The organism is Arthrobacter crystallopoietes BAB-32 (genome assembly GCF_000328305.2).
Taxonomy (GTDB): domain Bacteria; phylum Actinomycetota; class Actinomycetes; order Actinomycetales; family Micrococcaceae; genus Crystallibacter; species Crystallibacter crystallopoietes_A.
Genome location: NZ_ANPE02000156.1, coordinates 1 through 25,266 on the forward strand (window position 1 = coordinate 1; position 25,266 = coordinate 25,266).

Consider the following 25,266-nt stretch of genomic DNA (forward strand, 5'->3'; position numbering starts at 1 on the left):
AGCCTTCTCGGGCTTATGTTCACTTTATGAACGCATGCGTTCAATTATGACATGGATCACGGCGGGCGACAAGGGAAGCGCGAACTCGGGTAGAGCCCCTGAGAATCACTGCAATCGCAGGATGGCGGCGACAAGCAGTGCGCGCGGTAGCAGACGGCACGCTTGGCATATCGGGCGGGCCAGGTTGTGGAACAGCCTGGGCCAGTTGCAGCAGCACTCGGCCACATTGCGGGGTTTGTGCTTCGGCATCGAAGTCCGGGGCCCTTCGCCGGCGCTGCCTTTGATGGCACGGTCGGCCGCCTTTATGGTTCAGAAGTTCCGCCAAGTCTTCAGGACGGACGCCTGGCGGAAGTGATGGTACGACTTGATGGCCGCCCAAGTCTTGCTTGAGGGCACTAACCACCTTGGGCCGATAAGCGTGAATATGTCAGCTGCCGGCCCCACCCCTGCGGATCCTGGGAGCCGTGCTGTGCACGTCGTGGCGTTGGTTGGCGACCTGAGTGCAGGTACTCTCCCGTCAAGTTCACAATGGAACCACGATAGTAAGCCTGCTTGCAATATGGTGATAAGAGATAGGTCTCCGGCGTTCAGGGAAGGGGTCACGATGGGTCAGCCAGCGCAGCAGCAGGAGGTTCCGGGCGAGCAGAAGCGGATGACGCCGGTTCCCGATTGTGGCGAGAACAGCTATCGCGGCATGGAGAAGCTCACGGGCAAGGCCGCGGTCATCACCGGCGGAGACAGCGGAATCGGACGGGCGGTCGGCATAGCCTTCGCTCGTGAGGGCGCCGACGTCCTGATTTCCTACCTCAGCGAAGACGAGGACGCGCAGGACACGGCGCGGCTGGTCGAAGAGGCCGGACGGCGGGCGGTGCTGGTCCGCGGCGACCTGGACACTGCGGAGCATTGCCGCAAGATCATCGATACCGCGGTCGAGGAGTTCGGCAAGATCGACATCCTGGTCAACAATGCCGCTTACCAGATGACACACCAGTCGTTGGACGAGATCAGTGACGAGGAGTGGGACTACACGTTCAAGGTCAACATCGGGGCCATGTTCCATTTGGTGAAGGCGGCCGTGCCCCATATGCGGCCCGGGTCTTCCATCATCGGGAGTTCGTCGGTGAATTCCGACATGCCGAACCCAACGTTGGCGCCGTACGCGGCAACGAAGGCTGGCATTGCGAACTTCTCTGCGAGTCTGGCCCAAATGCTGGGCGAAAAGGGCATCAGGGTCAATAGCGTGGCCCCGGGTCCGATCTGGACGCCGCTGATCCCTTCGACGATGCCGCCGGAGAAGGTGGAGTCCTTTGGTGAGGACACGCCGCTGGGCCGGGCGGGGCAGCCGGCCGAGCTGGCGCCCACCTACGTCCTGCTCGCGTCCGACGACGGCAGCTACATTTCCGGTGCCCGTGTCGCGGTGACCGGTGGTCGTCCAATCCTCTGACCGGATGGGCGCGGCCGGGGTCGGGTGGCGATGTCGAGGTCCCGCACGGGCTGCCGGAGCCGGTGCCCTGATGGTTGGCTTGGCTGCTGCAGCGCACGCCGTAGTTGGGAGTCCACTACCGGCCATACCGGTCCTGTTGGGTCTCACGTCGCTGGCCGTGCTCGGTGCCACGCTGGCATCGCTTGTCCGGCTGCCGTTCGGCGCGGTCCTGTTGCTCTCGGCGGCCTGCCAGCAGATCCTGCATTTGCTGTTCACAGCCTTGGTGGGATCGGGAGGTTCGGGCCTCGTCCTGATCCCGCTGCCGGGCGAGCATCATGAGGAGTTGCTGGCCATAACCTCTCCCACGGACGAGCCGGGCAGTACGAACGAGCAAGCCCATGCTGCAATGCTGCTGCTGTACGCGCACGCGGGAGCAGCTGTGCTTGGAGCAATCATCGTCACCACTTGGACCGACGCATCCCGAAGAAGCCGGGCTGGCTCGGGCGTGGCAGAGGAAGATTACAGGGGATGACGCGCGTGAAGCACGTCTTCCACGGACGAGCGGTCCCGTTTTTGCCCGGGCGTTGAAGGTGGGGCCTACCAAATGGATACAGGGGATTGACAGGACTCAAGTACCGCAGACAATAGGGGTAGGAGTCCCTCGACGGGATCCGGGAGGCGGCGTGATGCGCCTATTGCACCTGCCGCTCATTGAAGCGGCTGTGGTCCTCCCCGGGTCCTTCGGGGGGCTTCTTGGTTGCGGGCAGCCGGGACCCGGAGGGCTGCGATGTCTGGTGGGGCCGTGGGATTGGACGAGTACGCGGGGTCAGACGAGCGCTCGCAGGCCGGGGATCCGGAGGGCGGCGAGGGAGAGGGCGAAGGAGCCGAGGGCGGCGATGGCGAATTTGAGGGTGACGAGGGCCAGGGTGGGTTCGCCGTCGTTATTGAAGACTGCTGTGGTGAGCCAGAGCAGGATGAGGTAGTGGGCCAGGTAGACGCCGAAGGAGGCGTTCGAGAGCGCCGTCAGGGCGTTCGCGACGGCGGGCGGGGGCTGCCAGCCGCGGAGCAGGTGGTAGGCGGAGGCGAAGATCGCGAGGGCGGCGGCCATGACGCCGAGGCCGAGGTAGCTGGACGGGGTGAGGATGTTCAGCAGGGGCGTGGTGTCGCGGTTGATCCAGTGCCAGATGTTGAAGGCGGAAAGTACGACGGCGGTGCCTCCGAGGAGGGCGGCGGTCCTTTTGCTGAGGTTGGGTTGGGCCAGGACCCAGCCGGCCAGGAAGTAGCCGGTGTAGGGGACCCATTGCGTCAGGGCGTTCCACGGATAGCGCCAGCCGAGGTCGTACTCGATGCTCACGGCCTGCGCGCTGAAGGCGGCCAGGCACAAAACCAGGACACCCGCCGTCGTTAGTGCCGCGGTCCGCACGCTGACGTGCTGGAGGAAACGGGCGAGCAGCGGCGCCACCAGGTACAGGCCGAGGATCAGCCAGAGGAAGTACAGGTGCGGGGCGAGCTTGGTGTCGAACACGGCGGCGGCGAGGGCGGCGGGCTCGAGGGGCTGGTGAAGCAGCAGGCCGCGGCCGACGAAGATGTACACGAGGTGCCAGAAGACGAGCGCCGGCAGCAGCCGCAGGGCCCGCTTGCGGTAGAACGCGAGGGCGCCGTCGCGGTGGGCGCGCGGCGCGAGCGTCAGGGTGCCGGAGATGATCACGAAGACCGGAACCACCCAGATGAACGCGATGTCGATGACGGCCGCGGCGAGCCACTGCGCCTGGCCGCGGAGCTCGTCATTGCCCGCGATCTCGCCGTACGCGTGGATGGCGACGACGCCGAGGATGCTGACGATGCGCAGGATGTCCAGCGCATAGTTCCGTTGGCGCGTGGCGGCGGTCGGGATGGCTTGGGTGTTCCGGGTCATGGCGCGCAAAGCCCCCGCGCCGGGTGGATCTGGCGCGGGGGCTCATGTCAGGTCAGCGCTCGATGTCGCCGCGGATGAAGGCCTCGACCTTCTCGCGGGCGAGGTCGTCGTTGTACTGCTCCGGCGGCGACTTCATGAAGTAGCTGGAGGCGGACAGGATCGGCCCGCCGACGCCGCGGTCCAGGGCGATCTTGGCGGCGCGCACGGCGTCGATGATGACGCCGGCGGAGTTGGGGGAGTCCCACACCTCGAGCTTGTACTCCAGCGAGACCGGGGCATCGCCGAAGTTGCGGCCCTCAAGCCGCACGAACGCCCACTTGCGGTCATCAAGCCAGGAGACGTAGTCGGACGGGCCGATGTGCACGTCGTCGGCGCCCAGCTCGGCCGAGGTGTTGGAGGTGACGGCCTGCGTCTTGGAGATCTTCTTGGACTCGAGGCGGTCCCGCTCGAGCATGTTCTTGAAGTCCATGTTGCCGCCGACATTGAGCTGGTAGGTGCGGTCCAGCGTGACGCCGCGGTCCTCGAACAGCTTGGCCATGACGCGGTGGGTGATGGTGGCGCCGATCTGGCTCTTGATGTCGTCGCCGACGATCGGCACGCCGGCGGCGGTGAACTTGTCCGCCCACTCCTTGGTGCCGGCGATGAAGACCGGCAGCGCGTTCACGAACGCCACGCCAGCGTCGATCGCGCACTGGGCGTAGAACTTCGCGGCCTGCTCGGAGCCGACCGGGAGGTAGCAGACCATCACGTCGGCCTTGGCGGCCCGCAGCGCGGCGACCACGTCCACCGGATCCTCGTCCGCCTCGACGATGGTCTCGCGGTAGTACTTGCCCAGGCCGTCCAGCGTGTGGCCGCGCTGGACCTTCACGCCGGTTTCCGGCACGTCGGCAATCTTGATGGTGTTGTTCTCGCTCGCGCCGATGGCGTCCGCCAGGTCCAGACCGACCTTCTTGCTGTCCACATCGAACGCCGCAACGAACTGCACATCGTTGACGTGGTACTGGCCGAACTGCACGTGCATCAGCCCGGGAATGGTGGACTCCGGATCAGCGTCCCGGTAGTAGTGGACGCCTTGCACCAGCGAAGCCGCACAGTTGCCAACGCCGACGATCGCGACCCGGATGGGGTTCTCTGCCACGGTTCTCCTTAACAAAAATCCTGTAATGCCGCGCCGACCGAGGGCACGCAACCTCTCCAGTTTACTTTGTTACCCAACGTTCATCAGACGGCGGCCATTCCCGCGGGCAATTGTTGCAAGTACGACGGCGGAGCGCAGGCTTTGGTGCGCACCGCGCCCGGGTGCCTAATTACTCGCGCCGGTGGAGTCGTGCGGCTCGCCGACCGGCTTGGACTCGGGCGAGCCGCGCTGGCGCAGGTAGACCGAGAGGATCACCATGGACCACACGGCGAGGAACTCGGACTGCCAGTTCTGCAGCGTGCGGTTCCAGAACTCGGGTGAGCCGAGGTACTCGCCCCAGGTTCCGGGGTCCTGCAGGTTCGCCAGCTGCGACTCGGCGAAGGCGCTGAAGCCGGCGACGGACTGCACCAGCCAGGAGCCCACAAAGATGCCGCCCATGACCAGGGCCAGGGAGTTGGAGAAGATCCTGGTCCTGAAGCCGCCGGCCTTGGCCCACTTCGGGGAGTCCGGCTGGGCGAATCCTCTGACCAGCTGGTCCTTGTCCGACTGGGTGCCGCGCTTCTCGATCTCCTTCGACTCCGGCGAGCCCTTCTGCACCAGCCAGACCGTGAGCCAGATGAACAGCAGGAACTGCAGGAACTCGGACTGCCAGTTCTCCGCGACGTCCACGGCGAAGCTGGAGGACGTCACGTACTGCCAGAAACCCACCGGCTCCAGTTCGGACGCCATCTGCTGCTCGTTGAAGTAGGCCAGCCCGGAGAAGGCCTGCCCGATCAGCGAGAACGCGAAGAGCAGGCCGAACGCAATGCTCAGCCCGTTGGTCAGGAACGGATTGTGCTTCATCGGGCCATCACCCCGATCACGAACATGTAGGCCAGCCCCAGGGCGATGGCGCCCAGGCAGATCCAGAATGCCCACCTCATGTCAGCCTCCCTCCACTTCGCAGTCGTAGGGTTTCTCGCCGCGGGACGTGCAGCCGGCGGCGGTGATCTTCCAGCGGTCGCCGGAGAGCGTCAGGAAGACCGTGTCCGCATCCAGCTGGACCTGCGCGTTGCTGCCGAACGCCTGGCTCTGCTGCACCGCCGAGGCCGGGTCGAGCTGCAGCTGGCCGAGCTTCTGCGCGCAGCTGCCGTCCGAGCCGTCCTCGAGTTTCTCCACGGTGCCGGGCGCCAGCAGCGAGCAGGCCGCCTGGGCGTCACCGGACGAGAGCGCGGTGTGGAACTGCGCGGCGGTGTCCGCGGCGTCGCTGGTGCCGGGATTGAGGCTGCTGCAGCCGGCCAGCAGCAGGGCAAGTACGACGCCGGCACCCGCCAGGGGTGCGCGGGTCCGGTGGGCTTGTGGATCCATACGTAAGCCTCCTCGCGCTTTGTCCTAACCGTACTTCGCTCCAGCCAATCGGGTAGGAAAGTCGGCCGGAAATCCCGCGGCGGAACCGATAGTGGGCCCTAGGTGATGAGGTCGCGGAGGGAACGTTCCGCCGCCCGGTAGCTGCCGGCGTCGAGCGTTTCCCCGTTCATGAAGCGGTCCACGACGCGCGGATCGACGTAGGACTTGCGGGCGATGGCAGGCGTGTTGCCGAGCACCTCGGCGACCTCGCGCATGGCGGCGGCGACGGCCTTCTTGCGGGCGGTCGCGCTGATGGCCTTCTTGCCGGCAGCCGCGCTGGTTGCCTTCTTGCGCGCTGTTTCGCTCTTGCGTTCGGGGGCGTGCTCGGCCAGGGCGAGGGCGGCGGCGACGGTGCCCTGCCAGGTGCGGAAGTCCTTGGCAGTGAAGTCGCCGCCGCACTGCTCCCGAATGAAGTCGTTGAGGCCTGCCGAGCTGATGGGCGACCACTCGCCGTCGTCAGTTTGGAAGGCCAGGGCCTGCTCTTCGGGGCCGCGCTGCAGCAGCGGCCGGAGGGCGTTGGCCAGGTCCTTGTCTTCGATCACGGCGCTCCACTGCTGGCCGCTCTTGGCGGGAAAGTCCAGTTCAACCTTGTCTCCCTGCAGCCGGACGTGCTGGACCTGGAGCGTGGTGACGCCGAAGGAGTTGTTGGTCTGGGCGTACTCCTCGTTGCCGATCCGCAGCGAGCCCTCGTCGATCAGCCGGAAGGCGGCGGCGTAGGCGCGCTCTTCGGTCGGCTCGTCCCCGCGCAGCAGCCGGGTCACGGCGGGGCGGGCGCGGGGCAGGGTGTCGGCGAAGTCCAGCGCGCGGTCGAACTTCTCGCGGTCCTTCAGCTCCCGCCAGCGGGGGTGGTAGAGGTACTGGCGGCGGCCGGCATCGTCCACGCCGGTGGCCTGGATGTGCCCGTTGGGGGCGGGGCTGATCCAGACATCGCGCCAGGCCGGCGGGATGGCGAGCTGGCGGATCCGCTCCAGGGTTTCCGGGTCCCCGACCCGGCTGCCGTCGCCCGCGCTGTAGCTGAAGCCTTTGCCCCGGCGGCGGCGCGTGATGCCGGGCATGTTGCAGTTGCTGCGGCGCAGCCGGGGTTTCCGTGCCGGCTTGCCTTCCTGTGTGGCCACCGCTCTCCTCATCCTCGACGCGTGGACCGCAGATCCATGGGTCCCAGCCAAGTTATTCAGCTTGCTTACTAACTCTAGTAGGGTGCGGAACAGGGCGCGATCGCGCCGACCGACACCGGTCCAGCGAAAGGGGCAGACGACTATGTCGACGAACACCACGCCAGCCAACGAAGTACCCATCCCGGGCTCGCCCGGCGTTGAGCCTCCGGCGCTCGCCGAGCCCACCGAGCCGCGCGAGCCGTTGCCGCCGAAACCGGACCAGGATGCTCCGGAGATGGTCACGCCGACCGGCTCTCCGACTGGAGCGCAGAAGTCGCTGAACAGCCAGAGCGGTGCCTATTTAACGACGGCGCAAGGGGCCCGGCTCTACGAGACCGACCACTCCCTGAAGGCCGGGCCACGCGGTCCCATCCTGCTGCAGGACCATCACCTGCGCGAGAAGATCATGCACTTCGACCACGAGCGGATTCCGGAGCGTGTGGTCCACGCCCGCGGCGCCGGCGCGCACGGCGTGTTCGTTGCCAATGGTGCCGCCGCGGGAGTGACGAAGGCAGGCTTCCTGGCGTCCGGCGTCGAAACCCCCGTTTTTGTCCGGTTCTCCACCGTGGTGGGCTCGCGCGGTTCGGCGGACCTGGCGCGGGACACCCGCGGCTTCGCCACCAAGTTCTACACGGACGAGGGCACCTTCGACCTGGTGGGCAACAACATTCCGGTGTTCTTCATCCAGGACGGCCTGAAGTTCCCGGATGTCGTGCACGCGGCTAAGCCGCACCCGGATCGGGAGATTCCGCAGGCGCAGAGCGCGCATGACACGTTCTGGGATTTCGTCTCGCTGCACACCGAGGCGCAGGCGCACACCATGTGGTTCATGGCGGACCGCGGCATCCCGCGCTCCTACCGGACAATGGAGGGCTTCGGCGTGCACACCTTCCGGCTGCAGAACGCGGCGGGGGAGACCACGCTGGTGAAGTTCCACTGGAAGCCGAAGCAGGGCGTCCATTCGCTGGTCTGGGAGGAGGCGCTGATGGTCAACGGCGCGGACCCTGACTTCCACCGCCGGGACCTGGCGGACGCGATCGAGGCCGGGGCCTTCCCGGAGTGGGAGCTGGGCATCCAGACCTTCCCGGACACGCCGGACGAGACGTTCGAGGGCATCGACCTGCTGGATCCGACCAAGATCGTGCCGGAGGAGCTGGCCCCGGTGCAGGTGATCGGCACGATGACGCTGAACGCCAATCCGACCAACTACTTCGCCGAGACCGAGCAGGTGGCCTTCCACCCCGGCCACCTGGTCCCGGGGATCGACGTCACCAACGACGCGCTGCTGCAGGCGCGGCTCTTCTCCTACCTGGACACCCAGCTCACCCGGCTGGGCGGGCCGAACTTCGCGCAGCTTCCGATCAACCGCCCGCAGGCTCCGGTCAACGATATGCTCCGCGACGGGATGCACCAGAGTGCGGTGCATGCCGGAGTGGCGCCGTACCGGCCGAACTCGCTCGACGGCGGCTGTCCCTTCCTTGCGGGCGAGGACATGAGCACCTACATCGAGGTTCCGCAGGAACTGCCGGCCTCTGCCAAGCGGCGGGAGAAGCCGGCCAGCTTCGACGACCACTTCAGCCAGGTGCGGCTCTTCTACAAGTCGCTGGCGCCGGTGGAGCAGGACCACGTGGCGCAGGCCTACACCTTTGAGCTGGGCAAGTGCTACGAGGAGAACGTCCGCAAGCGGCAGTTGCAGGCCCTGGCCAATATCGACGGCGACCTCTGCGCCAAGGTGGCCGCCGGCCTGGGGCTTCAGGCTCCCGCGCCGACGGTGGAGCTGGCCGAGCCGGAGCCGAGCCCGGCGCTGTCCCAGCTGCGCGGAACCTGGCCGCTGGCCGGGCGGACCGTGGGCATCGTGGCGGACGAGGCGAGCGATGAGGACGCGCTGGCGAAGGCCCGCGAGGCGATCCACGCCGGCGGCATGGTGCCGCTGATCATCGCGCCGCAGGGCGGCAAGCTTCCCGGTGGCCTGCCGGTCCAGCGGACCTACCTGACGGCGCGTTCCGTGGAGTTCGACGCCGTCGTGGTTGCCGGCTCCGCCGCTCCGGCCACGGATGCCGCCCCGGGACTGGACGCGAAGGCGGGCGATCCCACCGGCTACCCGGGCATCGACCCGCGGGTCAGCCTGCTGCTGGCCGAGGCGTACCGGCACTGCAAGCCGATCGGCGGCTGGGACCATGCCGGCCAGGCACTGGCCGCAGCCTCCGTACCCGAGGATGCAGCCGGCGTCGTACTTGGTGAAGGTCCGGAAGTGCTGGAGCGGATGGCCGAACTGCTGGCCACGCACCGGGTCTGGGAGCGTTTCCCGGCCGGCGCTGAAGGAGACCGGTTGCGCGAGGGCGCCTGAGCCGGCGAGGTCGGGTGGACGGTCCAGCGGGTCGGACCGTCCACCCGGCAGGCAGGCAGGCGGGTCAGGCCCGTCAGGCGGGCAGCTGGTGCGCCGTCTGGTCCGCCTGCATCCGCTGGTTGGCCTGGTCCGACTGCAGCTTCCGGGCCCAGCGGATGGCCTTCAGCGCGGGGCCGGGCAGCAGCGTGCGCAGGCGGATCCGCAGCCGCCGCTTGCGGGAGGCGGCCAGCCGGTCCCGGTCCACGCCGAGCTTGCCGGCCCGCGCCCAGCCGGCGTAGATGGCCAGCACGTGGCCCAGCGGCACGTCCTGCTTGTGGAAGTAGTTGTCCCGCAGCCAGCTCTGCTCGGGCTGGAAGAAGCGGCCGGCCTTCAGGTCCGCGAGGGTGCCGAGCAGGCCCGAGCCGTCGAAGACCTTGTTGAGCATCTCGTCGCTGACGCCGAAGTCGGAGAGGATCAGCACCGGCAGGCCGGCGTCGAGCGCCTCGAGGGCGGCGGTGGAGCTGACCGTGACCATGGCGGTGCCCGGGGTGAGCTGCTCGGCCATCGAGCCGGTGCAGAATTCCAGCTCGTGGCCGGCCACCGCGTGGGAATTCACCAGCTCGTGCCAGAGCTCGTCGAACGGATACTGCTCCAGGTGGGTCTGCGGCTCGCCCGCCCAGGCCCGCAGCTTGACCCGCACGGTGAAGCCGCTGCGCCGGGCCAGTCCGGCCAGCGCCTGCAGGATGGCGATCCGCTCGTCCTTCTCCACCGGCACCTTGGCCTGCGGCGCGAACACCACGCGCTGCAGCTTCGTCTCGTCCTGCACCGGCTGCCCGGGCGAGGACAGGAACGGCAGCCGGGACACGAGGATGCGCTGCGGCTGGCCGAGCTCCTCGATCTGGTCGCTGAAGGCCCGGGATTCGGCGTGGCTGTGCGTGATGAACGCGTCGCCGAGCGCTCGGTAGCGCAGCGCCTTCTTGGTGGCCGGGAAGGCGACGCCGGGCAGCCCGGACACCAGCGCCGGCCGCGGGGAGAGCGTGGACGCGTGCAGGTAGATCTCCTCGACCACGGGGCCGGTGGCGGCGGCAAGCACGACGTCGGCGCCCGCCAGTGCGGTCCGCAGGCCGGAAGCGGTAATCACCTTGGTGGCCCGGCCGGCGCAGAACGTTCCGGCGGTGGCGGCGGTGACCTGTTCGAGGGTCGGCTGGATGGGCGAGCGGACCAGCAGGACCTCGCGCTCCCACTCGGGGCCGAGGCCGTCCAGCGTGGCGCAGGCGAACTTGAGGTAGGAATCGCTGTCCGCGACGGCGACGATTCGGTACTTCGCGCCGCTAGGCAGGGCTGGGGTGCTCATGCCGGGTACCCGCTGTCATCGAGGGAGCTGCTCAGGTGCCGGCGCAGGGCGTCCGACGTGCCGGGCAGCCACCAGCTGTCCGGCACGGCGTGGCCCTTCAGCGGGACGCCGTTGGGACCCAGGATCAGCCGCAGCGACGCTAGCACAGTGGACGGCAGGGCGCGCACGGTCTGGCCGGGGCGCAGGCCGCGCAGGCGCATCTCCACCGGCACGGTGTGTTCCTTGACGTGGATCAGCGGGTGCCCGGCCAGCTTGGCCAGCGACTCGGGCGTCTCGCGGCGGTGCGGGAAATAGCCAACCGGCCCGTCCTCGGTCAGCGACTCGACCCAGGCCAGGTAGGGCTCCTCGCGGATCAGGCCGTCCGCCGCCATTGCGGAACCAACGACGACGGTGGGTTCGGTAATTTCCTCGGTCACCGGCTGCGTGCCAAGCCATTCGAACCCGTGCCGCTCCAGCTGGCCGCCGATCGCCCGGAAGCGCCGCTCCAGCTCCAGCGGCACCGGCAGCGCGGTGATGACGAGCAGCCGGTTCTGGCGGGCCAGCCGGCGCAGCAGGAACCAGAGCGCCAGGCCCAGTGCCTTGCGCGAGGCGGAGGCCGCGGCGCGCGGGCGGACGAGCGGAGCGGGGGAATCCTTCACCAGCATGGCCAGCAGCTTGAGCGTGGCCAGTCCGTCGTCGAGAATCACGATCTCTTTGTCCCCGGTGCCGCGCAGCAGTTCGGCCTGCGCCTTGCCGGAGTAGGCATCCCCCATGACCCAGCGGTCCAGCCCGGGAACCCGCAGCTGCGGAACCGCGGACGCCGGCTCGGCGAAGCGCACGCCGGCCGGGACCCGCTCCATCAGCGAAGCCAGCGTGGCGTCCATGCCCACAGCATCACCGCGCGGGTGGATGACCGTCTCGGTGCCCAGCAATCCGGCGCCGTGCGCTTCCACCGCGCTGAGCAGCTGCAGCGGGGATTCGGCCCAGACTATGGCCCGGCCGAACCGCGGCCGCGCCACGAGCATCGTAGGGAGGATTTCCTGCATCATTTGGCCAGCGCCGTCAGGACTCGCTTGACCCGGCGCGCGCCGGCGCGGCGCACCCGTCCCAGCGGGCGGAGCACCTTGCCGGCCGGCAGGGCGCCGGGCAGCTCCAGCTTGGTCAGCCGGCGGCGCTTGAAGTAGCGCATATCCCCGGTGTCCTGGGCACCGGCGAGGAAAGCCCGGGCGGCGGGCCGGGCCAGGGCGAGCGTGTCCGGCTGCATGCAGTAGGAGACGGCCTCGACGAGCTGCTGCAGCGGGGCGGCAGGACCGGCGTCCGCAGGTGCAGCGTAGCCGCGTTCGAGCAGCGCGTCGATGACGGTGACCGGGATCCGGTTGCTGTTCTGGTACGGCGTCAGCCGCTCCAGCAGGATCTCGGTGCCGACGGCTGCGGCTTCGATCCCGAACAGGTATTTCGCGGTCATCAGCGCGGTGGAGAAGCAGCTGACTACCAGGTCCGGCTGCAGCCGCTGCATGACAACCTCGGCCGGGCTGCTGGAGGTGAGCACCTGCAGCTCCATTCCCAGTTCGACGGCGGCGGCCTGGATCGAGGTCACCGCACCGGGGCCGGCGCTTGGGTGCGGCTTGAAAATGCAGTGCCGGATGCCGCGGTCCGTGGCCTTCTGCAGCATGCCGCGGTGCAGCTCGATCTCTTCCTCGGTGGAGAGGATGCCGAGTTCGGACAGGTACTGGCCCAGGATCAGCGCGGTGCCGGCGGCGTCCTCCGCTGCGCGGTGCTGCTGCAGCTTCGCGGCGGGGGTTCCGCTGACTGCGGCCGGGGCTTCCGCGTCGTCCGGCAGCGCCCGGGCAAGCTCTTCCATGCCCTGGCGGAGGGCGTCGCGGCTGACCGGGATCAGCCGCGGAGCATGCTCGCGCAGCAGCTGCGGCACCAGTCCCGGCACCAGGTCCACGTAGATCAGCGAGTCCAGCCGCTGCGCCAGGTCGCGGGCCAGCGGGTTCCGGGTGGGGCCGTAGCTCATCAGGCCGTCGGAATGGACGTGGATGGCCGCGTCCGCGAAGATCCGGCAGAGCGCGACGGCGGGATTGACCTGGATGGACTCCACGAACAGCGCGAGCCGGTCGCTGCCCAGGTCCCACTCCGAGCGCAGCAGCTTCTCCCAGACGTCGAGCTCCTCGGCCCGGGGGTTGAACTGGCCCGGGCGCCGCGGCCACAGCAGGGCGCTCAGGTCAACGGTGCGGTCGAACCGGGAAGCTGCTTCCGCGAAGCCGGGGGCTTCGTGGAACGGGACGGAAACTTCCGGGATCAGGGCGCTGTTGTTGAGCACCAGGATGCGCTCGGCGCCGTGGTCCGGGATGTCCCCGCTGTCGATGGCCGAGGCCAGCGAGATGCACTGGTACAGCGTCGAGACGACGAAGAGTTCTTTCATGCGGCGGCGCTCCTGAGCACAGGTTTGAGCAGCTGGCGGCGTTTGCTGTCCAGCGTAGCCAAGGCTTCCGCGGAAACGTCCGCGGGCAGGCTGTTCAGGACCCCGGCGATGCCGCTGTGCAGTTCGGAGCGGTAGGCCTTGTCCATCTCCGTGGAGCGGCCCAGCTGATGGCAGGCGATGGCCAGGAACTGCCGGGCGGCCTTGGCCCAGAAGCGCTCGGCCTCGGGATCCTCGGCCACCAGCCGGAAGACCTCGGAGAAGCAGGGCAGGAAGTCGAGCTGGCGGCGGTCAAAAACCTGGGTGAGGGAGCTGGCCACGCCGCGGCGGTAGAAAGCGCCGAGCTGGCGGCTCACGGCGTAGGACTCCGCCTTCAGGTGCAGCCGCCACACCCACGGGCGGTCTTCGGCGGTATGCCGGCCGTCCAGGAAGTGGAGCATGCCCGCATCCTTGAGTCCGCCGTCGAAAATTCCAAACGGCGGGAAGCAGTAGTCCACCATGGTGGACGCGTTGTACGGGGCGATGCTGTCCCGGGGATCCAGCCGGACGCCGCGGCGGGCCTGGGGCGCCTTGTGGATGGTGCGCACCCCGTTGGTGTGCCGGATGTGGTCGACCCGCAGGAAGTCCACGCCCAGCTCGGCGATCTCGCCGGTGATTTTCGCCAGGTGCCCCGGGGCGTACCAGTCGTCCGGGTCGAGGAAGGTGACGTAGCGGCCGGTGGCGTCGTCCAGGCCCTTGTTGCGGGCGGAGGCGACGCCGGTGGCGGCTTCGTTGCGGAGGATCTTCAGGCCGGGGAGCTGGCTGGTGAAGGCGGCAGCCAGCTCCCCGGTTCCGTCGGTTGAACCGTCATCGATGACGATGACTTCCATTACGGAGGGATCATCGAACTGGCGGGCCAGGCTGGTCATCGAATCACGGATGAAGGGTGCCTGGTCTTTCGCAGGGACGATGACGCTCAGTAATGGCTGGTTCATATGGCTTCGACCTTAGCCGTCCACCCGGCGCAGGCGGGACAGCGGCGCGAGCTCGCCCGGGAAGACCTTCTTGACGCCGTCGCCCATGGCGTCTTCGAGGATGCGGATGTCGCGGATCAGCGACTCGAAGCCCTTGGGCTCCAGCGAGGAGGCCTGGTCCGAGCCCCACATGGTGCGGTCCAGGGTGATGTGGCGCTCCACGGTGACCGCGCCGAGGGCGACGGCGGCCAGGGAGATCTGCAGGCCGCGCTCGTGGCCCGAGTAGCCGACCGGCACCTGGTAGCGCTCCTGCAGCGTGGTGATCATCCGCAGGTTGGCCTCCTCCGGGGGCAGCGGGTAGGTGGAGGTGGCGTGCATCAGGATCAGGTTGTCGGTGCCGAGGGTTTCCACGGCCTTGTCGATCTGCTCGATGGTGGACATGCCGGTGGAGAGGATGATCGGCTTGCCGGTCTCGCGCAGGGCGGTCAGCAGTTCGATATCGGTGACGGAGGCGGAGGCGACCTTGTGGGTCAGGGCGCCGGCTTCCTCCATGAACGCGACCGAGGGGACGTCCCACGGGGAGGCGAAGCAGTGCAGGCCCTTGTCGGCGGCGTGCTGGATGAGCTTCTGGTAGATCGGCATGTCGAACTCGACGCGGTAGCGGTAGTCCAGGTAGGTCATTTCGCCCCACGGGGTGGAGCGCATCTTGTCGCGCATGTCGGCCGGGGTGGAGATCTCCGGGGTGCGCTTCTGGAACTTCACGGCGTTGGCGCCGGCGGCCGCGGCAACGTCGATCAGCTGCTTGGCGATTTCGATGTCGCCGTTGTGGTTGATGCCGATCTCGCCGATCACATAGACGGGCTGGCCGGCGCCGACCTGGACATCGCCGATGGCGACGGGGGCCGGGGCGGGGGCGGTGGTTTCGGTGGTCATCAGCGAAGCTCTTTCTGTCATCGGGTTTGAATTGCTGCGGCGGCCGGTTCGGCTGCCGGTTGCGCGGCGAGGACGCGTTCGCAGATTTCGCGGACTGCGCCTTCGCCGCCGTTATGCTGCAGCACCACGCGTGCGGCAGCCTTGACCTCGGGCCGGGCATCCGCCACGGCCACCGGCCAACCGACCCGGCCCATGGCGGGCAGGTCGTTGACGTCGTTGCCCACGAAGGCAACACGTTCGGGATCGAGGCCGCGCAGCGTGATCCATTCGGTCACTGCCGCGGCCTTGTCTGCGACGTCCTGGACGACGTCGACCCCGAGCTTGTTCGCCCGGGCGGTCACCACCGGATTGGTTTCGGTGGAGAGAATCAGCTGGGGCACTCCGGCGCGGCGCAGCCGGGCCACCCCCATGCCATCCGAGCGGCTGACCCGGACGAACTCTTCGCCCTCGAAGTTCACGAGGGCGTGGTCATCGGTGTGGACGCCGTCGAAGTCCATCACCAGGGCATCGACGTCCACTTCGGTGGATTCCGGACGCGAGTCCATCGCGCGGACGATTTCCAGGTCCTCGAGCGAGTCGATCTCGATCGCATGCTCGGCCGGAACCACCTGGAACTCGAGGGTGCCGAAGAAGCGGTGCCGCCGGGCCAGGAAGCCCTCGGTGCGCATCACGTAGAAGGCGCCGGTCTCGCGGTACTGCGGTTCCCGGTCCTGCCGGCGCGGCCGGAAGTCCGCGCTGTGCCCCACCGCGGTGACGGCACCGGCGTCGTTCCTGGCCCAGAGGAAGTTGTGGTTTTCGGCGACGGAAAACGCCACGTCCGCACCGCCGTCGAGCACTTTGCCGATGGCCGCGTCCAGGTCCGCCGGGTCGATGAACGGCGAGGTGCACTGCATCAGCACCGTGACCGCAGGCGTGCCGGACGTGTTCTCCAGGGCGTGCAGCACGGCCGATTCGCTGGTCGCAGTGTCACCGGACAGTTCGTCCGGGCGCTCGATCACGCGGGCGCCGAAGCGTTCGGCCTCGAACCGGATATCGGCTGAATCCGTGCTAACGACGACGTCCGTCACCCAGGCAGCACCGCGCGCCGCTTCCACGGCGCGGGCCACCAGGGACCGTCCGGCCACAGGTTTCAGGTTCTTGAAGGGGATCCCCTTCGAACCGCCGCGGGCGGGGATCACCACCAGCACTTCATGGGGGTGGGTAATGCTCATTGCGTCAACGGTAGGGAGCCTCTATGGCCGGACGGGGTGTTTCCGGTTACAGGAAAGTGAGCTCCAGTCAACGTTTCGTTAACCTGCGGCGTTCACCAAGGACCGACAGTAAGGTGGGTGCATGCCAGGGCCCTCCCAGCGCCGCCGCCTGCCGCTGCGCATCGTGGTGCCCAGCCGGAACGATCCTCTTCTCCGGCGGTTCACGGAGCCATTGGGCGGCCCGCTCGGCAAACGCACCGCACCTGGCATCGTGGAGCCGGGCTTCTTCACGGTGGAGCGGGTCCTGATCCTGCTGACCACGGTGGCGGCCTTGCTGTCAGTGCTGGTGAAGACCCCGTGCCGGGTGGCTGGCTGGACCATGCCCGACGACTTCTATATGGCCTGCTATTCGGATTGGCCGGTGCTGTTCGAAGCCCGCGGCCTGGCGGAAGGCGTTTTCCCGTTCGTGACGCCGGGGAGCGCCTTCGAGTATCCCGTGCTGATGGGCCTGCTGGCCGGAGTGACCGCGCTCCTCGTGCCCGGCAATGGGGCTTCGCCCGAACGGGCACTGGCCTACTTCGACATCAATGCCACGCTCGTGGCCGTGGTCTGGATTGTCACGGTGGTCGCGACGGCACGGATGAGCCACCGGCGGCCCTGGGATGCAGCCATGGTCGCACTGGCTCCCGGCGTAGTGCTGGCCGGGACGATTAACTGGGATCTCTGGCCGGCGATGGTGCTGGCTCTGGCCATGCTGTGTTTCGCCCGCGGGCAGCTGGCGGCTGCAGGGGCGTTGATCGGCCTGGGTACCGCATTGAAGGTGTATCCGGTCCTGCTGCTCGGCGCCATCCTGCTGCTGGCCATCCGCACCGGCAGGTCTCGCCCGTTGCTGGTGACGGCAGGAGCGGCCGGAGCCACTTGGCTGCTGGTCAACGTGCCGTTCATGGTTTCCGGTTTCGCGTCCTGGTCGTACTTCCTCGGCTATACCCGGGACCGCGACGCTGGCTATTCCTCACTCTGGTACGCCTACAACGTCACGGCGGAACGTGGCGGCCTGCCACAGTTGGGGCCCGGTGCCGTCAATGCGCTGTCGCTGCTGCTCTTCCTAGGTGCGTGCCTGGCCATCGCCCTGCTGGTTCTCTCGGCTCCCCGGCGTCCTCGCCTTGCCAGCATCGTTTTCCTCATCGTTGTTGCGTTCGTGCTGACCAACAAGGTCTACTCTCCGCAGTTCGTCGTCTGGCTGGTCCCCCTCGCCGCCTTGGCCCACCCGCGTTGGCGGGACTTCCTGATCTGGCAGTTCTTCGAAGTGCTGCACTGGTGGGCCATCTGGATGTACCTGGGCCGCATTACCGGTGGCGGGGAGCAGCAGCACAATATCGACACTCCCTACTATGTCCTCGCCGTTCTCGGACATATTGCCGCGACGGCATATTTGACCGTGAAGGTCGCCCGGGGCATGCTGGAACCGGACCACGACGTAGTGCGCAGGCTCGATACCGATGATCCGCAGGGCGGGCCGTTCGCCGGCATGCCGGACCGGTTTGTCCTTCACAGGAACACACGGCAGGATCGGGTCCAGACGGCACGGGCAGTTCAGGCGGAAAGGCAGGACAAGAAATGACAGGCGGACAGGCGGCAGTGGTCGGCGCCGGCCCCAACGGCTTGGCTGCAGCGGTCATCCTTGCCCGGGCCGGGCTCGATGTCACGGTCTTTGAGAGTGCCCCTACGCCGGGTGGCGGCGCCCGGACTATCGAAGCAATCGAGCCGGGCCATTGGCACGACGTATGCTCTGCCGTGCATCCGATGGCAGTAGCCGCCCCGTTCTTCCGCGAATTCGGCCTGACCGAGCGCGTGGAGCTCATCAACCCCGAGATCGCGTTCGCGCATGTCGTCCGGCCCGACCACGTTGCCTTCGCCCACCGCGACCTGGACCGGACGGCCGAGCGGCTGGGAGTGGACGGGGAGGCTTATCGTGCGCTGATGGAACCGCTGGTTGCCCGGTCTAGCGAGGTGCTCGACCTGACCATGAACCAGTTGCTCCGCATACCGCGGCATCCCGTCTCCGTCCTGCGTTACGGGCTGCGGGCGCTGGAGCAGGGCAGCCCCTGGTGGGATATGCGGTTCAAGGAATACTTCGCGCCGGCTCTGCTTGCCGGCGTTGCGGCGCATACCCCCGGGGGCCTGCAGCGACCGGTCGCCTCCGGTGCCGGCCTGATGCTCGGGTCGCTGGCCCATGCGGTCGGTTATCCCATCCCGGCCAGAGGCTCACAAGCGATCATTCGGGCCCTGATCGATGACCTGGTGGCCCACGGCGGGAAAGTCGTCACCGGGCACCGGATCGACTCCCTGGCCGAGCTCACCGCTGCCGATGCCATCCTGCTCGACACCTCCCCGCAGGAGCTGGTCCGGCTCTCCGGCGGACGGCTCCCACGGGCCTATGCCAAGGCCCTCAGCTCCTACCGCTATGGCCCAGGGGCGGCCAAACTGGACTTCATCCTCTCCGGGCCGGTGCCCTGGGCCAACCCCGAACTCGCCAAGGCAGGGACGGTGCACCTCGGCGGCACCCGCTACGAAGTTGCCGCCTCAGAGCGCGAAATCGCCCGCGGGCAGCATTCCGAAAAGCCCTTCGTGCTGGTCTCCCAACCCAGCACCTTCGATCCGTCCCGTGCCCCTGCCGGGCACCACGTGCTCTGGACCTACTGCCATGTTCCGCAGGGTTCGACCTTGGACATGACCGAGGTGATCACCGCGCAACTGGAGGAAGCAGCGCCCGGTTTCTCCGACGTCGTTGTTGCCTCGCAGGGCATGACCGCCATGGAATACGAGCGCTACAACGCCAACTATGTCGGCGGCGACTTCGGCACCGGCGCCGTGAATGTCCGCCAGCTCCTCGCCCGGCCCGTCCCCGGCACCAAGCCCTGGCAGACGCCGCTCGGCGGAGTGTATCTCTGCTCGGCCGCCACCCCGCCCGGCCCCGGGGTCCACGGCATGGCCGGCTACCACGCCGCCCGGCTCGCACTGAAGGACGTCTTCCGGCTCCCGATGCCGTCGCTCGCGCCGTAAGTCGGAGGGCTAACGGGCCCGGAGCTTTGCGGCCGTAATTTCAATCGTCCCTGTTGTTTTCCACAGGTTCACCCATAGCAGGGCAGTCCTGTCAGTGGCCGCAACTAGGGTGTGAAACGTGTAACCACCCGAGCTCTATCACTGCGCACTTCAGTCTCGTTATTACCAAGGGGATGACTTTGACCAGCAACAACGTTGAACAGGCCGGCCCGCACGCGGCACCTGGCCGCCTAGCCGGTTCCGAACCACAGCCAAAAGGGCCGGAAGGGCCGCGGGGAGGGGAGCCGCCGTTGCCCCCGCAAGGACCGCAGGGCCTGTTTCCATCAGTCGGTTCCAAGCGCGTCTTGGAGCCTCGGCAGTGGCTCGGATCTGTGGCCGCTGGCGCCGCGGCGTATGGGGCCACAGTGCTGGCCGCAGTGGCTGTGCTCCTGCTGGCAGCGTTGGGCGCGGCGCTGGGGACATCCGGGTCCGGCATCGAGGACCTGACGCAGAATTACGCCGGCTCGGCGCCCATGCCAAGCGACTTCTGGGCCATTCTCAGCCTGCCGTTCCTGCTGGCCGGCATGGCACTGATGGGGACGCTCGAAGTGCGGCTGGAGTCGAGCTTCTTCGGCGCTCCGATCGAGTTCGGAGGAACCCTCTGGTTTCTGCCCTTGGCGCTGACAGCGGTGGCAGCAGCGGCGCAATGGAGTTTCGGATACTTGTCGGAGCGGCGGGCCCCTGCTGCAGGTGCGGGCAAGCGGTGGCTGCTGTCTGCAGTGTCCGGGCTCTCGCTGGCCATGATTGCTTTGGTCTTCGGGCTGCTGTTCACTTTGCAGTCAGCCGAGTTAGGGACGACGCTCCATGTTGGTTCCGTATCCGTAGGACTGTTCTTTGGTCCGCTGGTTCTCGGCACTTTCACCAGTTGGTGGGGACGGATCTTCCATGCCCGTCGTACAGCGCCTGCCGCCTCCTGGCCGCCCTTGGCCAGCCTGCTGCCGGCCTGCCAGCTGTTCGCATGGCACTTCGTGGCCTACGCCGGGCTGGCGGGGCTGGGCCTCTTCGTCTGGAGCATAATCCAGGGCGGTGTGGCCGCTGCCCTGACGGCGCCACTGTGGTTGCCGACAGCAGCCACATGGGCTTTCGGAATAGGCCACCTGTCCACCTTTACCGTTCCCGAGGGACCAGTAGGGGCCGGCGTGCCCGAGTTGCCGTGGTGGAGCATCCTGCTTCTGGTCCTGCTGGCGCTCCTCCTCGCCGTGGCGGCTTCTGCCATCTGGCAACTCCGGCGCGACAACCGCCCGGAGGCATTGTCGGCATGGCATTCCTGGCTGCTGTTGCCGGCTGCATATCTGGCTGGCGGCGGACTGGTCACCCTCCTCAGCGCCCTGGTCTTTAGGGCCAACGGTGGATTCCTGGGTTCCTTCTCCGGTGGGGTTGGCTTGGCTCCCTGGTTCTTCCTGATCCTGGGCATCTGGGGCGCGGCGTTAGAAGCGTCCTCCCGGTACGTCGCTCCGTGGCTCGTCCCGGCGATCCCTGCGGGACTGCGGGCCAAACTTGCCAAGGGCCGGACCGTGCAGCATGCTCCGGCACCTGGTTTTGCGGAAGCTCCGGCAGCCGCGGCAGCGCCGGGTTTGAACGAAACCTACGCGCATCCCGTGGGTGTCCCAGTGGTGCAGGACGCCGCACAGCAGCCGCAACCACTGAGCGCGGCGGCGAAGAAGCGACTGAAGGTAGGGGCTGCCGTGGCCGGTGGTGCGGCCGTCCTCGTCATTGTTGGAGTCGTCGCGTACAACGTCCTCGCCAATTCGGTGTTCGCGCCGGAGCGGCAGGTGGAACGCTACCTCGATGCCTTGCGCGACGGAGATGCCGGTACGGCCACCCAGATCCTTGACCCAAATGTTGCTTCGGCCGAGCGCGTGCTCCTCAGCAACGAGATCTTCAGCGCCTCCGAGGACCGGATCAGCAGCTACACCATACGGGACGTGTCGATCGAGGGTGGCACGGCCATGATCGAGGCGGAGCTGGTGCAGGATACGAAGTCGACGCCGCTGACCTTTGTCTTGGAGAAGGCGGGAACGGCCGCAGTGCTCTTCAACGAATGGCGGATGGTCTCGGGGGCCGACTGGAATATGTCCATTCAGCTGCCCGAGGGTCAGTCCAGCGTTACCGTCAACGGGGTGCAGGTCGACATTCCCGTCCCTGAAGGCAATGGGATGTTCGCACCAGAAGCGGCTGTCCTGCCAGTCTTCCCCGGAACCTATATCGTCGAGCCTCCCCAGGGATCCAAGTACATCAGCTACGGAAGCGAACAGCCTGTCACGGTCTCGGCCTCTCCAGCCGAATCCGGAGGGGCCGGCGCCGTCTTCGAAGCCGGCCTGACCGAGGCCGTCAGCACCGATGCAATCGCCCAGGCTACGGCTCACCTGGAGAAATGTCTCGCCGCGAAGGAGTTCCAGCCGGAGGGTTGCCCGAACTCGGCCTTCTCGTGGGGCGATGAGGAAGACTATCGCTCGATCAGCTGGAGCCTGGAGACTGAGCCCGAGTACCAGGTGAACGAAGGCCGGGACGGGGACCTGCGTTTGTATGCCGCTGGCGGCGAGGCCACGGTGTCCTACGAACAAAACGTGGCCTGGGGCGACGACGAACCCGAGTGGGAGAAGCATGAGAACGACGTCAACCTGTACTTCGACGCCATAGTGCGGATCGACGGCGATAAATTGTCCGTCGAGTTCGAATAGGAGGTTGCGGCGGGCGGGGGCGTCCCGATCTAAGCGGCCATTGCTTGCGGGGCGGTGAGCTGACCGTCGCGCATGCTGGCCTCGGCGTCGGTCAGCGGGACGTACTCGGTGTCGTGGGTGACCATCAGGGTGGCTACGTTGAACTCCCGGGTCACGCGCACCAGCAGTTCCACCACCGCGGCGGAGCGCTCATGGTCGAGCGCGGCGGTGGGCTCATCCACGAGCAGGAGCTTGGGCTGGCCCATCAGAGCGCGCGCGATGTTCACCCGCTGGCGCTGGCCGCCGGACAGCTCGTGCGGCCGGCGTCCGGCGGCTCCAGCCAGGCCCACCAGCTCCATCAGGTCCTGCGCCCGCGTTCCGGATTTCTTCGGCGACTCGCCGCGGAGATGGGCGGCGATCTGCAGCTGCTCCAAGGCGGTGAGCGAGGGCAGGAGGTTTGGCTGCTGGAAGATGATGCCGATGTGCTCCCTGCGCAGCGCCGCGGTCTCCTGCGCCGACAGTGCGGTGGCGTCGATCCCATCCAGCAGGACCAGCCCGGAGGTCGGGCGGATCAGGGTGGCGGCGACCGCCAGCAGCGAGGACTTTCCGGAGCCGGAGGGCCCGGTGAGCGAGAGGATCTCGCCGGACTTCACGGAGAGGTTCACGCGGTCCAGCGCCTTGAGGGTACCGTCGCCGTCGCGGTATTCCAGTGTGGTGTCAATGAGGTTGAGGGCGGGGTTCATGAGCGTTCCTTTGCTTCGCTAGTGGGGGATGACGATGGCGGCACGCAGGGGCGTTGCATTCAGTTGCCGCCGAGGGCGGTCAGTGGATCGACCTTTGTGACGCGGCGGACGGCGAGGGCAGCACCGGCCAGTCCGAGCAGCACGATCCCGGCGATGGGCACGAGGGTCGTGCCGGCCGTGAGCAGGAACGGCGCTGCCTGCGCGGCGAGCGAGCCGCCAAACACGCCGGCTGCACCGCCCGCAATCGCGCCCGCGGCGAGGACCAGCCCGGCCTGGGTCAGCGCGTCGCGCAGCAGGTAGCGGTCGGTCGCGCCCATCGCCTTGAGCACGGCGATGTCCCGGGTGCGCTGGATCGTCCACACGGTCAGGAAGGCCACAATCACCAGCGCCGAGATCCCGTACAGGAAGCCCTGCATCATCAGTAGGGAGCCGTTCTCGCTCTTGTAGGAACCCAGCGCCTGGAAAGAACCGGTGACCGAGGTGGTGACCGTGCCGGCCGCTTCGTTCGCTGCCGCGGCCGCGGCGCCGTCGGCCTTGCCGTCCGAAAGCTCCACGGCAATCGCGGTGCCGATCGGACCGGAGGAGGCACCGCCGTCGTTAATGTGGGCCACGCGCTGCCAGTCCCTCAGAGTTGTCCAGACCACCGGGGTGTGCGAGTACCACTGGTCTTCGGCGATGGCCGCGACGGTGAAGGTGCGGCCGCTCAGTTCCACGGAACGGCCGACGGCGGTGCCCAGGTCCTCGGCGGCGGTGCGGCTGAGCACCGCGGAACCTTCCGCAACCTCCGCCGGGGCCAGCCGTCCGCCGGGCTCGACGCCGAAGACGGCGACATTCGTGGAAGCGCCCGCAGCGAGGCGAGTCTGCGCGATGCCGAACGGCTCGGCATGGGCCACGCCATCGGCCTGCTGCCAGGCGTCGAGCTGGGCCGCGGAGATCTGGGACTCGGTGTAGGACGCCTTGGGCTCGTTGCCCGCCGGGGCGCCGAAAGCGATGGCATTGGCGGCCGGAGCGAGGTTGGCGATGGCGGAAATGGACTGGTTGCCCAGGCCCGCGGTCAGGCCGGAGAGCATGACCAGCAGCAGGGTTATCAGGGCCACGACGGTGCCCATCAGGGCGAAGCGGCCCTTGGCGAACCGGATGTCCCGCAGTGCCAGGAACACGGAAATACCTTCTTTCAAATGAGCGGCGTGCCGGAATTTCCGCAGCCGCTTCCAGCCTCCCGCGGGCGCCGTGCGGACACATCGCGCAGGCGGTTGGTTGCGCGGCGGCGGAAGGTTGATCCGGCAGTCAACCGAATGGTGGATGCCCGGCCGGACGGCGCTGGTTACGCTGGGAGGATGCCTGACCAGAGCCCGTCCGCGGACCCGGCAGAGGTGCCTGCGCCGCCGGACCCGACGGACGCTATGCCGTCCGCCGGCCTGCATCGAACGGAGCCGGTGTCCGCCGGGGCGCTCGTGCTGCGGGTGCTGCGGGTCGGGCTGCACGTGGGATTTGCCGGGCTGCTGGCGTTCGGTACCGTCCTCACGCTGGCGGCCGCGCCGCACGCACCGTCGAGCTGGCTGGCGCTGGCGCTAGCGGTGCTGCTGGCCGCCGTTTATTTGGCCGGGACGCTGGTGGAGAAGCGTCACAGCACCGGCGGGACCGGCCCCGATCCGGCCCGCTACGCGCCCTGGTGGCTCGCCGTCGTCACCCTCTTGTGGGCCGCGCTCGTGGCGGTCAGCGGCAGCTTCGTCTGGCTGGCCTTCCCGCTGTTCTTCCTGCACCTGCACGTGCTCAGGACGGCCCACGCCGTGGTCGCGGTCGCGGTGCTGACCGGCGTCGTGATCGCCTCGCAGTGGTGGCACAACGGCAGGCTCGAGCCGGCGATGCTGATCGGGCCCATGGTCGGCGCGGTGTTCGCCGTGTTCATGGGCATGGCCTACCGGGCGCTCTACCTGGACGGCGTCAATCAGCGGCGGGCGCTCGCCGAACTGCGCAGCACCCGGACGGAGCTGGCCAGGTCCCAGCACGAGGCGGGCGTGCTCGCCGAGCGCGGGCGGCTCGCCGCGGAGATCCACGACACCCTGGCCCAAGGGCTCTCCAGCATCGTACTGGTGTCCCGCAGCGCGACGGCGGAACTGGCCGCCGGGCGGACGGAGGCGGCGGCCGGGCAGCTGGAGCTGATCCGCGATACGGCGGCCGAGAACCTGGCCGAGGCCCGGCGCTTTGTCCGCGGTCTGTCCTCGCCGCAGCTTGAACCCGCATCAGGCGGCGGAAGTCCGTTGGCCGGGAGCCTGGCCAGGCTGTGTGCGGCGACGGAACGCCAGGCCGCCGCGCTGGGCGAGCGGCTGCTCTGCCGGTTCAGCCAGGACGGGGAGGCCGAGCCGCTGCCGCCGCCCTACGAGGTCGCGCTGCTGCGTGCGGCCCAGGCGAGTCTCGCCAACGTCCTCGCGCACGCGAAGGCGGGCACCGCCGTCGTTACCTTGAGCTACCTGGAGGAGGACGTCACCTTGGACATTTACGACGACGGCACGGGCTTCGATCCGCAGGCCGCCTCCGCGCGGGCGGACGGCGGCGGGTACGGGCTGACCGCGCTGCGGGAGCGG

Annotated in this window: 20 protein-coding genes; 7 read left to right on the forward strand and 13 right to left on the reverse strand. The window is 68.1% G+C overall.

What is annotated here, in order from left to right; translation table 11 throughout:
• The first annotated feature begins 604 nt into the window (after positions 1-604).
• Both D477_RS12660 and D477_RS12665 read left to right on the forward strand, forming a co-directional pair.
• On the forward strand, positions 605-1,444 hold the full coding sequence (locus D477_RS12660) for a glucose 1-dehydrogenase (RefSeq protein WP_005269765.1): 840 nt from the start codon (positions 605-607) through the stop codon (positions 1,442-1,444).
• A gap of 136 nt (positions 1,445-1,580) precedes the next feature.
• Positions 1,581-1,955 carry a hypothetical protein gene (locus D477_RS12665; protein WP_043846878.1) on the forward strand — a complete coding sequence of 125 codons (375 nt, stop codon included), beginning with the start codon at positions 1,581-1,583 and terminating at the stop codon, positions 1,953-1,955.
• A gap of 294 nt (positions 1,956-2,249) precedes the next feature.
• Here D477_RS12665 and D477_RS21260 read toward each other — a convergent pair whose 3' ends face one another.
• The 5 genes from D477_RS21260 to D477_RS12690 all read right to left on the reverse strand — a co-directional run bounded on the left by D477_RS21260 (position 2,250) and on the right by D477_RS12690 (position 6,977).
• Positions 2,250-3,338, reverse strand: coding sequence for an acyltransferase (locus tag D477_RS21260; protein WP_005269767.1), 1,089 nt, complete (start codon positions 3,336-3,338; stop codon positions 2,250-2,252).
• Between the two features lie 52 nt (positions 3,339-3,390).
• Positions 3,391-4,476, reverse strand: coding sequence for an inositol-3-phosphate synthase (locus D477_RS12675; protein ID WP_005269768.1), 1,086 nt, complete (start codon positions 4,474-4,476; stop codon positions 3,391-3,393).
• 165 nt (positions 4,477-4,641) lie between these two features.
• A complete protein-coding gene (locus tag D477_RS12680) occupies positions 4,642-5,319 on the reverse strand; it encodes a DUF6766 family protein (protein ID WP_005269769.1) in 678 nt (225 codons plus the stop codon).
• Positions 5,320-5,400: 81 nt separating this feature from the next.
• Entirely contained in the window at positions 5,401-5,823 is a 423-nt protein-coding gene (locus D477_RS12685; RefSeq protein ID WP_005269770.1) for a hypothetical protein, read from the reverse strand.
• Positions 5,824-5,921: 98 nt separating this feature from the next.
• Positions 5,922-6,977, reverse strand: coding sequence for a DNA topoisomerase IB (locus tag D477_RS12690; RefSeq protein WP_005269771.1), 1,056 nt, complete (start codon positions 6,975-6,977; stop codon positions 5,922-5,924).
• A 142-nt stretch (positions 6,978-7,119) separates the two neighbouring features.
• Between D477_RS12690 and D477_RS12695 the strand changes: the two genes are divergently transcribed.
• Positions 7,120-9,363, forward strand: a complete 2,244-nt coding sequence (locus D477_RS12695) for a catalase (protein WP_005269772.1) — start codon at positions 7,120-7,122, stop codon at positions 9,361-9,363.
• A gap of 73 nt (positions 9,364-9,436) precedes the next feature.
• On the opposite strand, the gene D477_RS12700 is transcribed toward D477_RS12695, so the two are convergent.
• The 6 genes from D477_RS12700 to D477_RS12725 are packed head-to-tail and all read right to left on the reverse strand — an operon-like array spanning position 9,437 to position 16,197.
• The gene (locus tag D477_RS12700; RefSeq protein ID WP_005269773.1) at positions 9,437-10,696 is read right to left on the reverse strand and encodes a DUF6716 putative glycosyltransferase; all 1,260 of its coding nucleotides are present in this window, start codon (positions 10,694-10,696) and stop codon (positions 9,437-9,439) included.
• Positions 10,693-11,724 carry a hypothetical protein gene (locus D477_RS12705; protein ID WP_150110111.1) on the reverse strand — a complete coding sequence of 344 codons (1,032 nt, stop codon included), beginning with the start codon at positions 11,722-11,724 and terminating at the stop codon, positions 10,693-10,695. The genes D477_RS12700 and D477_RS12705 overlap by 4 nt, the downstream gene beginning before the upstream one ends.
• Positions 11,721-13,103 (reverse strand): polysialyltransferase family glycosyltransferase, encoded by a 1,383-nt coding sequence (locus D477_RS12710; RefSeq protein WP_005269775.1) that lies wholly within the window; start codon positions 13,101-13,103, stop codon positions 11,721-11,723. Before D477_RS12710 ends, D477_RS12705 begins: the two co-directional genes overlap by 4 nt.
• Positions 13,100-14,074, reverse strand: a complete 975-nt coding sequence (locus D477_RS12715; RefSeq protein ID WP_005269776.1) for a glycosyltransferase family 2 protein — start codon at positions 14,072-14,074, stop codon at positions 13,100-13,102. The genes D477_RS12710 and D477_RS12715 overlap by 4 nt, the downstream gene beginning before the upstream one ends.
• A gap of 12 nt (positions 14,075-14,086) precedes the next feature.
• Positions 14,087-14,986, reverse strand: coding sequence for an N-acetylneuraminate synthase family protein (locus D477_RS12720; protein WP_005269793.1), 900 nt, complete (start codon positions 14,984-14,986; stop codon positions 14,087-14,089).
• Positions 14,987-15,003: 17 nt separating this feature from the next.
• The gene (locus D477_RS12725; RefSeq protein WP_005269803.1) at positions 15,004-16,197 is read right to left on the reverse strand and encodes an acylneuraminate cytidylyltransferase; all 1,194 of its coding nucleotides are present in this window, start codon (positions 16,195-16,197) and stop codon (positions 15,004-15,006) included.
• A 121-nt stretch (positions 16,198-16,318) separates the two neighbouring features.
• Between D477_RS12725 and D477_RS12730 the strand changes: the two genes are divergently transcribed.
• The 3 genes from D477_RS12730 (at position 16,319) to D477_RS12740 (ending at position 21,959) form a co-directional block, all read left to right on the forward strand.
• Positions 16,319-17,797: a glycosyltransferase family 87 protein gene (locus D477_RS12730; RefSeq protein ID WP_081608564.1), complete on the forward strand. Its 1,479-nt coding sequence runs from the start codon at positions 16,319-16,321 to the stop codon at positions 17,795-17,797.
• Positions 17,794-19,239, forward strand: coding sequence for a phytoene desaturase family protein (locus tag D477_RS12735; protein ID WP_005269805.1), 1,446 nt, complete (start codon positions 17,794-17,796; stop codon positions 19,237-19,239). Before D477_RS12730 ends, D477_RS12735 begins: the two co-directional genes overlap by 4 nt.
• 371 nt (positions 19,240-19,610) lie before the next feature.
• Positions 19,611-21,959, forward strand: coding sequence for a hypothetical protein (locus tag D477_RS12740; protein ID WP_043846880.1), 2,349 nt, complete (start codon positions 19,611-19,613; stop codon positions 21,957-21,959).
• 29 nt (positions 21,960-21,988) lie between these two features.
• Here D477_RS12740 and D477_RS12745 read toward each other — a convergent pair whose 3' ends face one another.
• Both D477_RS12745 and D477_RS12750 read right to left on the reverse strand, forming a co-directional pair.
• A complete protein-coding gene (locus tag D477_RS12745) occupies positions 21,989-22,681 on the reverse strand; it encodes an ABC transporter ATP-binding protein (RefSeq protein WP_005269807.1) in 693 nt (230 codons plus the stop codon).
• Between the two features lie 59 nt (positions 22,682-22,740).
• Positions 22,741-23,841 carry an ABC transporter permease gene (locus D477_RS12750; protein ID WP_005269808.1) on the reverse strand — a complete coding sequence of 367 codons (1,101 nt, stop codon included), beginning with the start codon at positions 23,839-23,841 and terminating at the stop codon, positions 22,741-22,743.
• 177 nt (positions 23,842-24,018) lie between these two features.
• Between D477_RS12750 and D477_RS12755 the strand changes: the two genes are divergently transcribed.
• On the forward strand, positions 24,019-25,266 hold a 1,248-nt coding region (locus D477_RS12755; RefSeq protein ID WP_237740788.1), incomplete at its 3' end, for a sensor histidine kinase.

Coding starts and splice junctions, on each gene's coding strand:
- D477_RS12660 (WP_005269765.1), top strand. CDS start 605: ATGGGTCAGCCAGCGCAGCAGCAGGAGGTTCCGGGCGAGCAGAAGCGG.
- D477_RS21260 (WP_005269767.1), bottom strand. CDS start 3,338: ATGACCCGGAACACCCAAGCCATCCCGACCGCCGCCACGCGCCAACGG.
- D477_RS12680 (WP_005269769.1), bottom strand. CDS start 5,319: ATGAAGCACAATCCGTTCCTGACCAACGGGCTGAGCATTGCGTTCGGC.
- D477_RS12685 (WP_005269770.1), bottom strand. CDS start 5,823: ATGGATCCACAAGCCCACCGGACCCGCGCACCCCTGGCGGGTGCCGGC.
- D477_RS12695 (WP_005269772.1), top strand. CDS start 7,120: ATGTCGACGAACACCACGCCAGCCAACGAAGTACCCATCCCGGGCTCG.
- D477_RS12700 (WP_005269773.1), bottom strand. CDS start 10,696: ATGAGCACCCCAGCCCTGCCTAGCGGCGCGAAGTACCGAATCGTCGCC.
- D477_RS12705 (WP_150110111.1), bottom strand. CDS start 11,724: ATGATGCAGGAAATCCTCCCTACGATGCTCGTGGCGCGGCCGCGGTTC.
- D477_RS12710 (WP_005269775.1), bottom strand. CDS start 13,103: ATGAAAGAACTCTTCGTCGTCTCGACGCTGTACCAGTGCATCTCGCTG.
- D477_RS12715 (WP_005269776.1), bottom strand. CDS start 14,074: ATGAACCAGCCATTACTGAGCGTCATCGTCCCTGCGAAAGACCAGGCA.
- D477_RS12720 (WP_005269793.1), bottom strand. CDS start 14,986: ATGACCACCGAAACCACCGCCCCCGCCCCGGCCCCCGTCGCCATCGGC.
- D477_RS12725 (WP_005269803.1), bottom strand. CDS start 16,197: ATGAGCATTACCCACCCCCATGAAGTGCTGGTGGTGATCCCCGCCCGC.
- D477_RS12730 (WP_081608564.1), top strand. CDS start 16,319: ATGCCAGGGCCCTCCCAGCGCCGCCGCCTGCCGCTGCGCATCGTGGTG.
- D477_RS12735 (WP_005269805.1), top strand. CDS start 17,794: ATGACAGGCGGACAGGCGGCAGTGGTCGGCGCCGGCCCCAACGGCTTG.
- D477_RS12745 (WP_005269807.1), bottom strand. CDS start 22,681: ATGAACCCCGCCCTCAACCTCATTGACACCACACTGGAATACCGCGAC.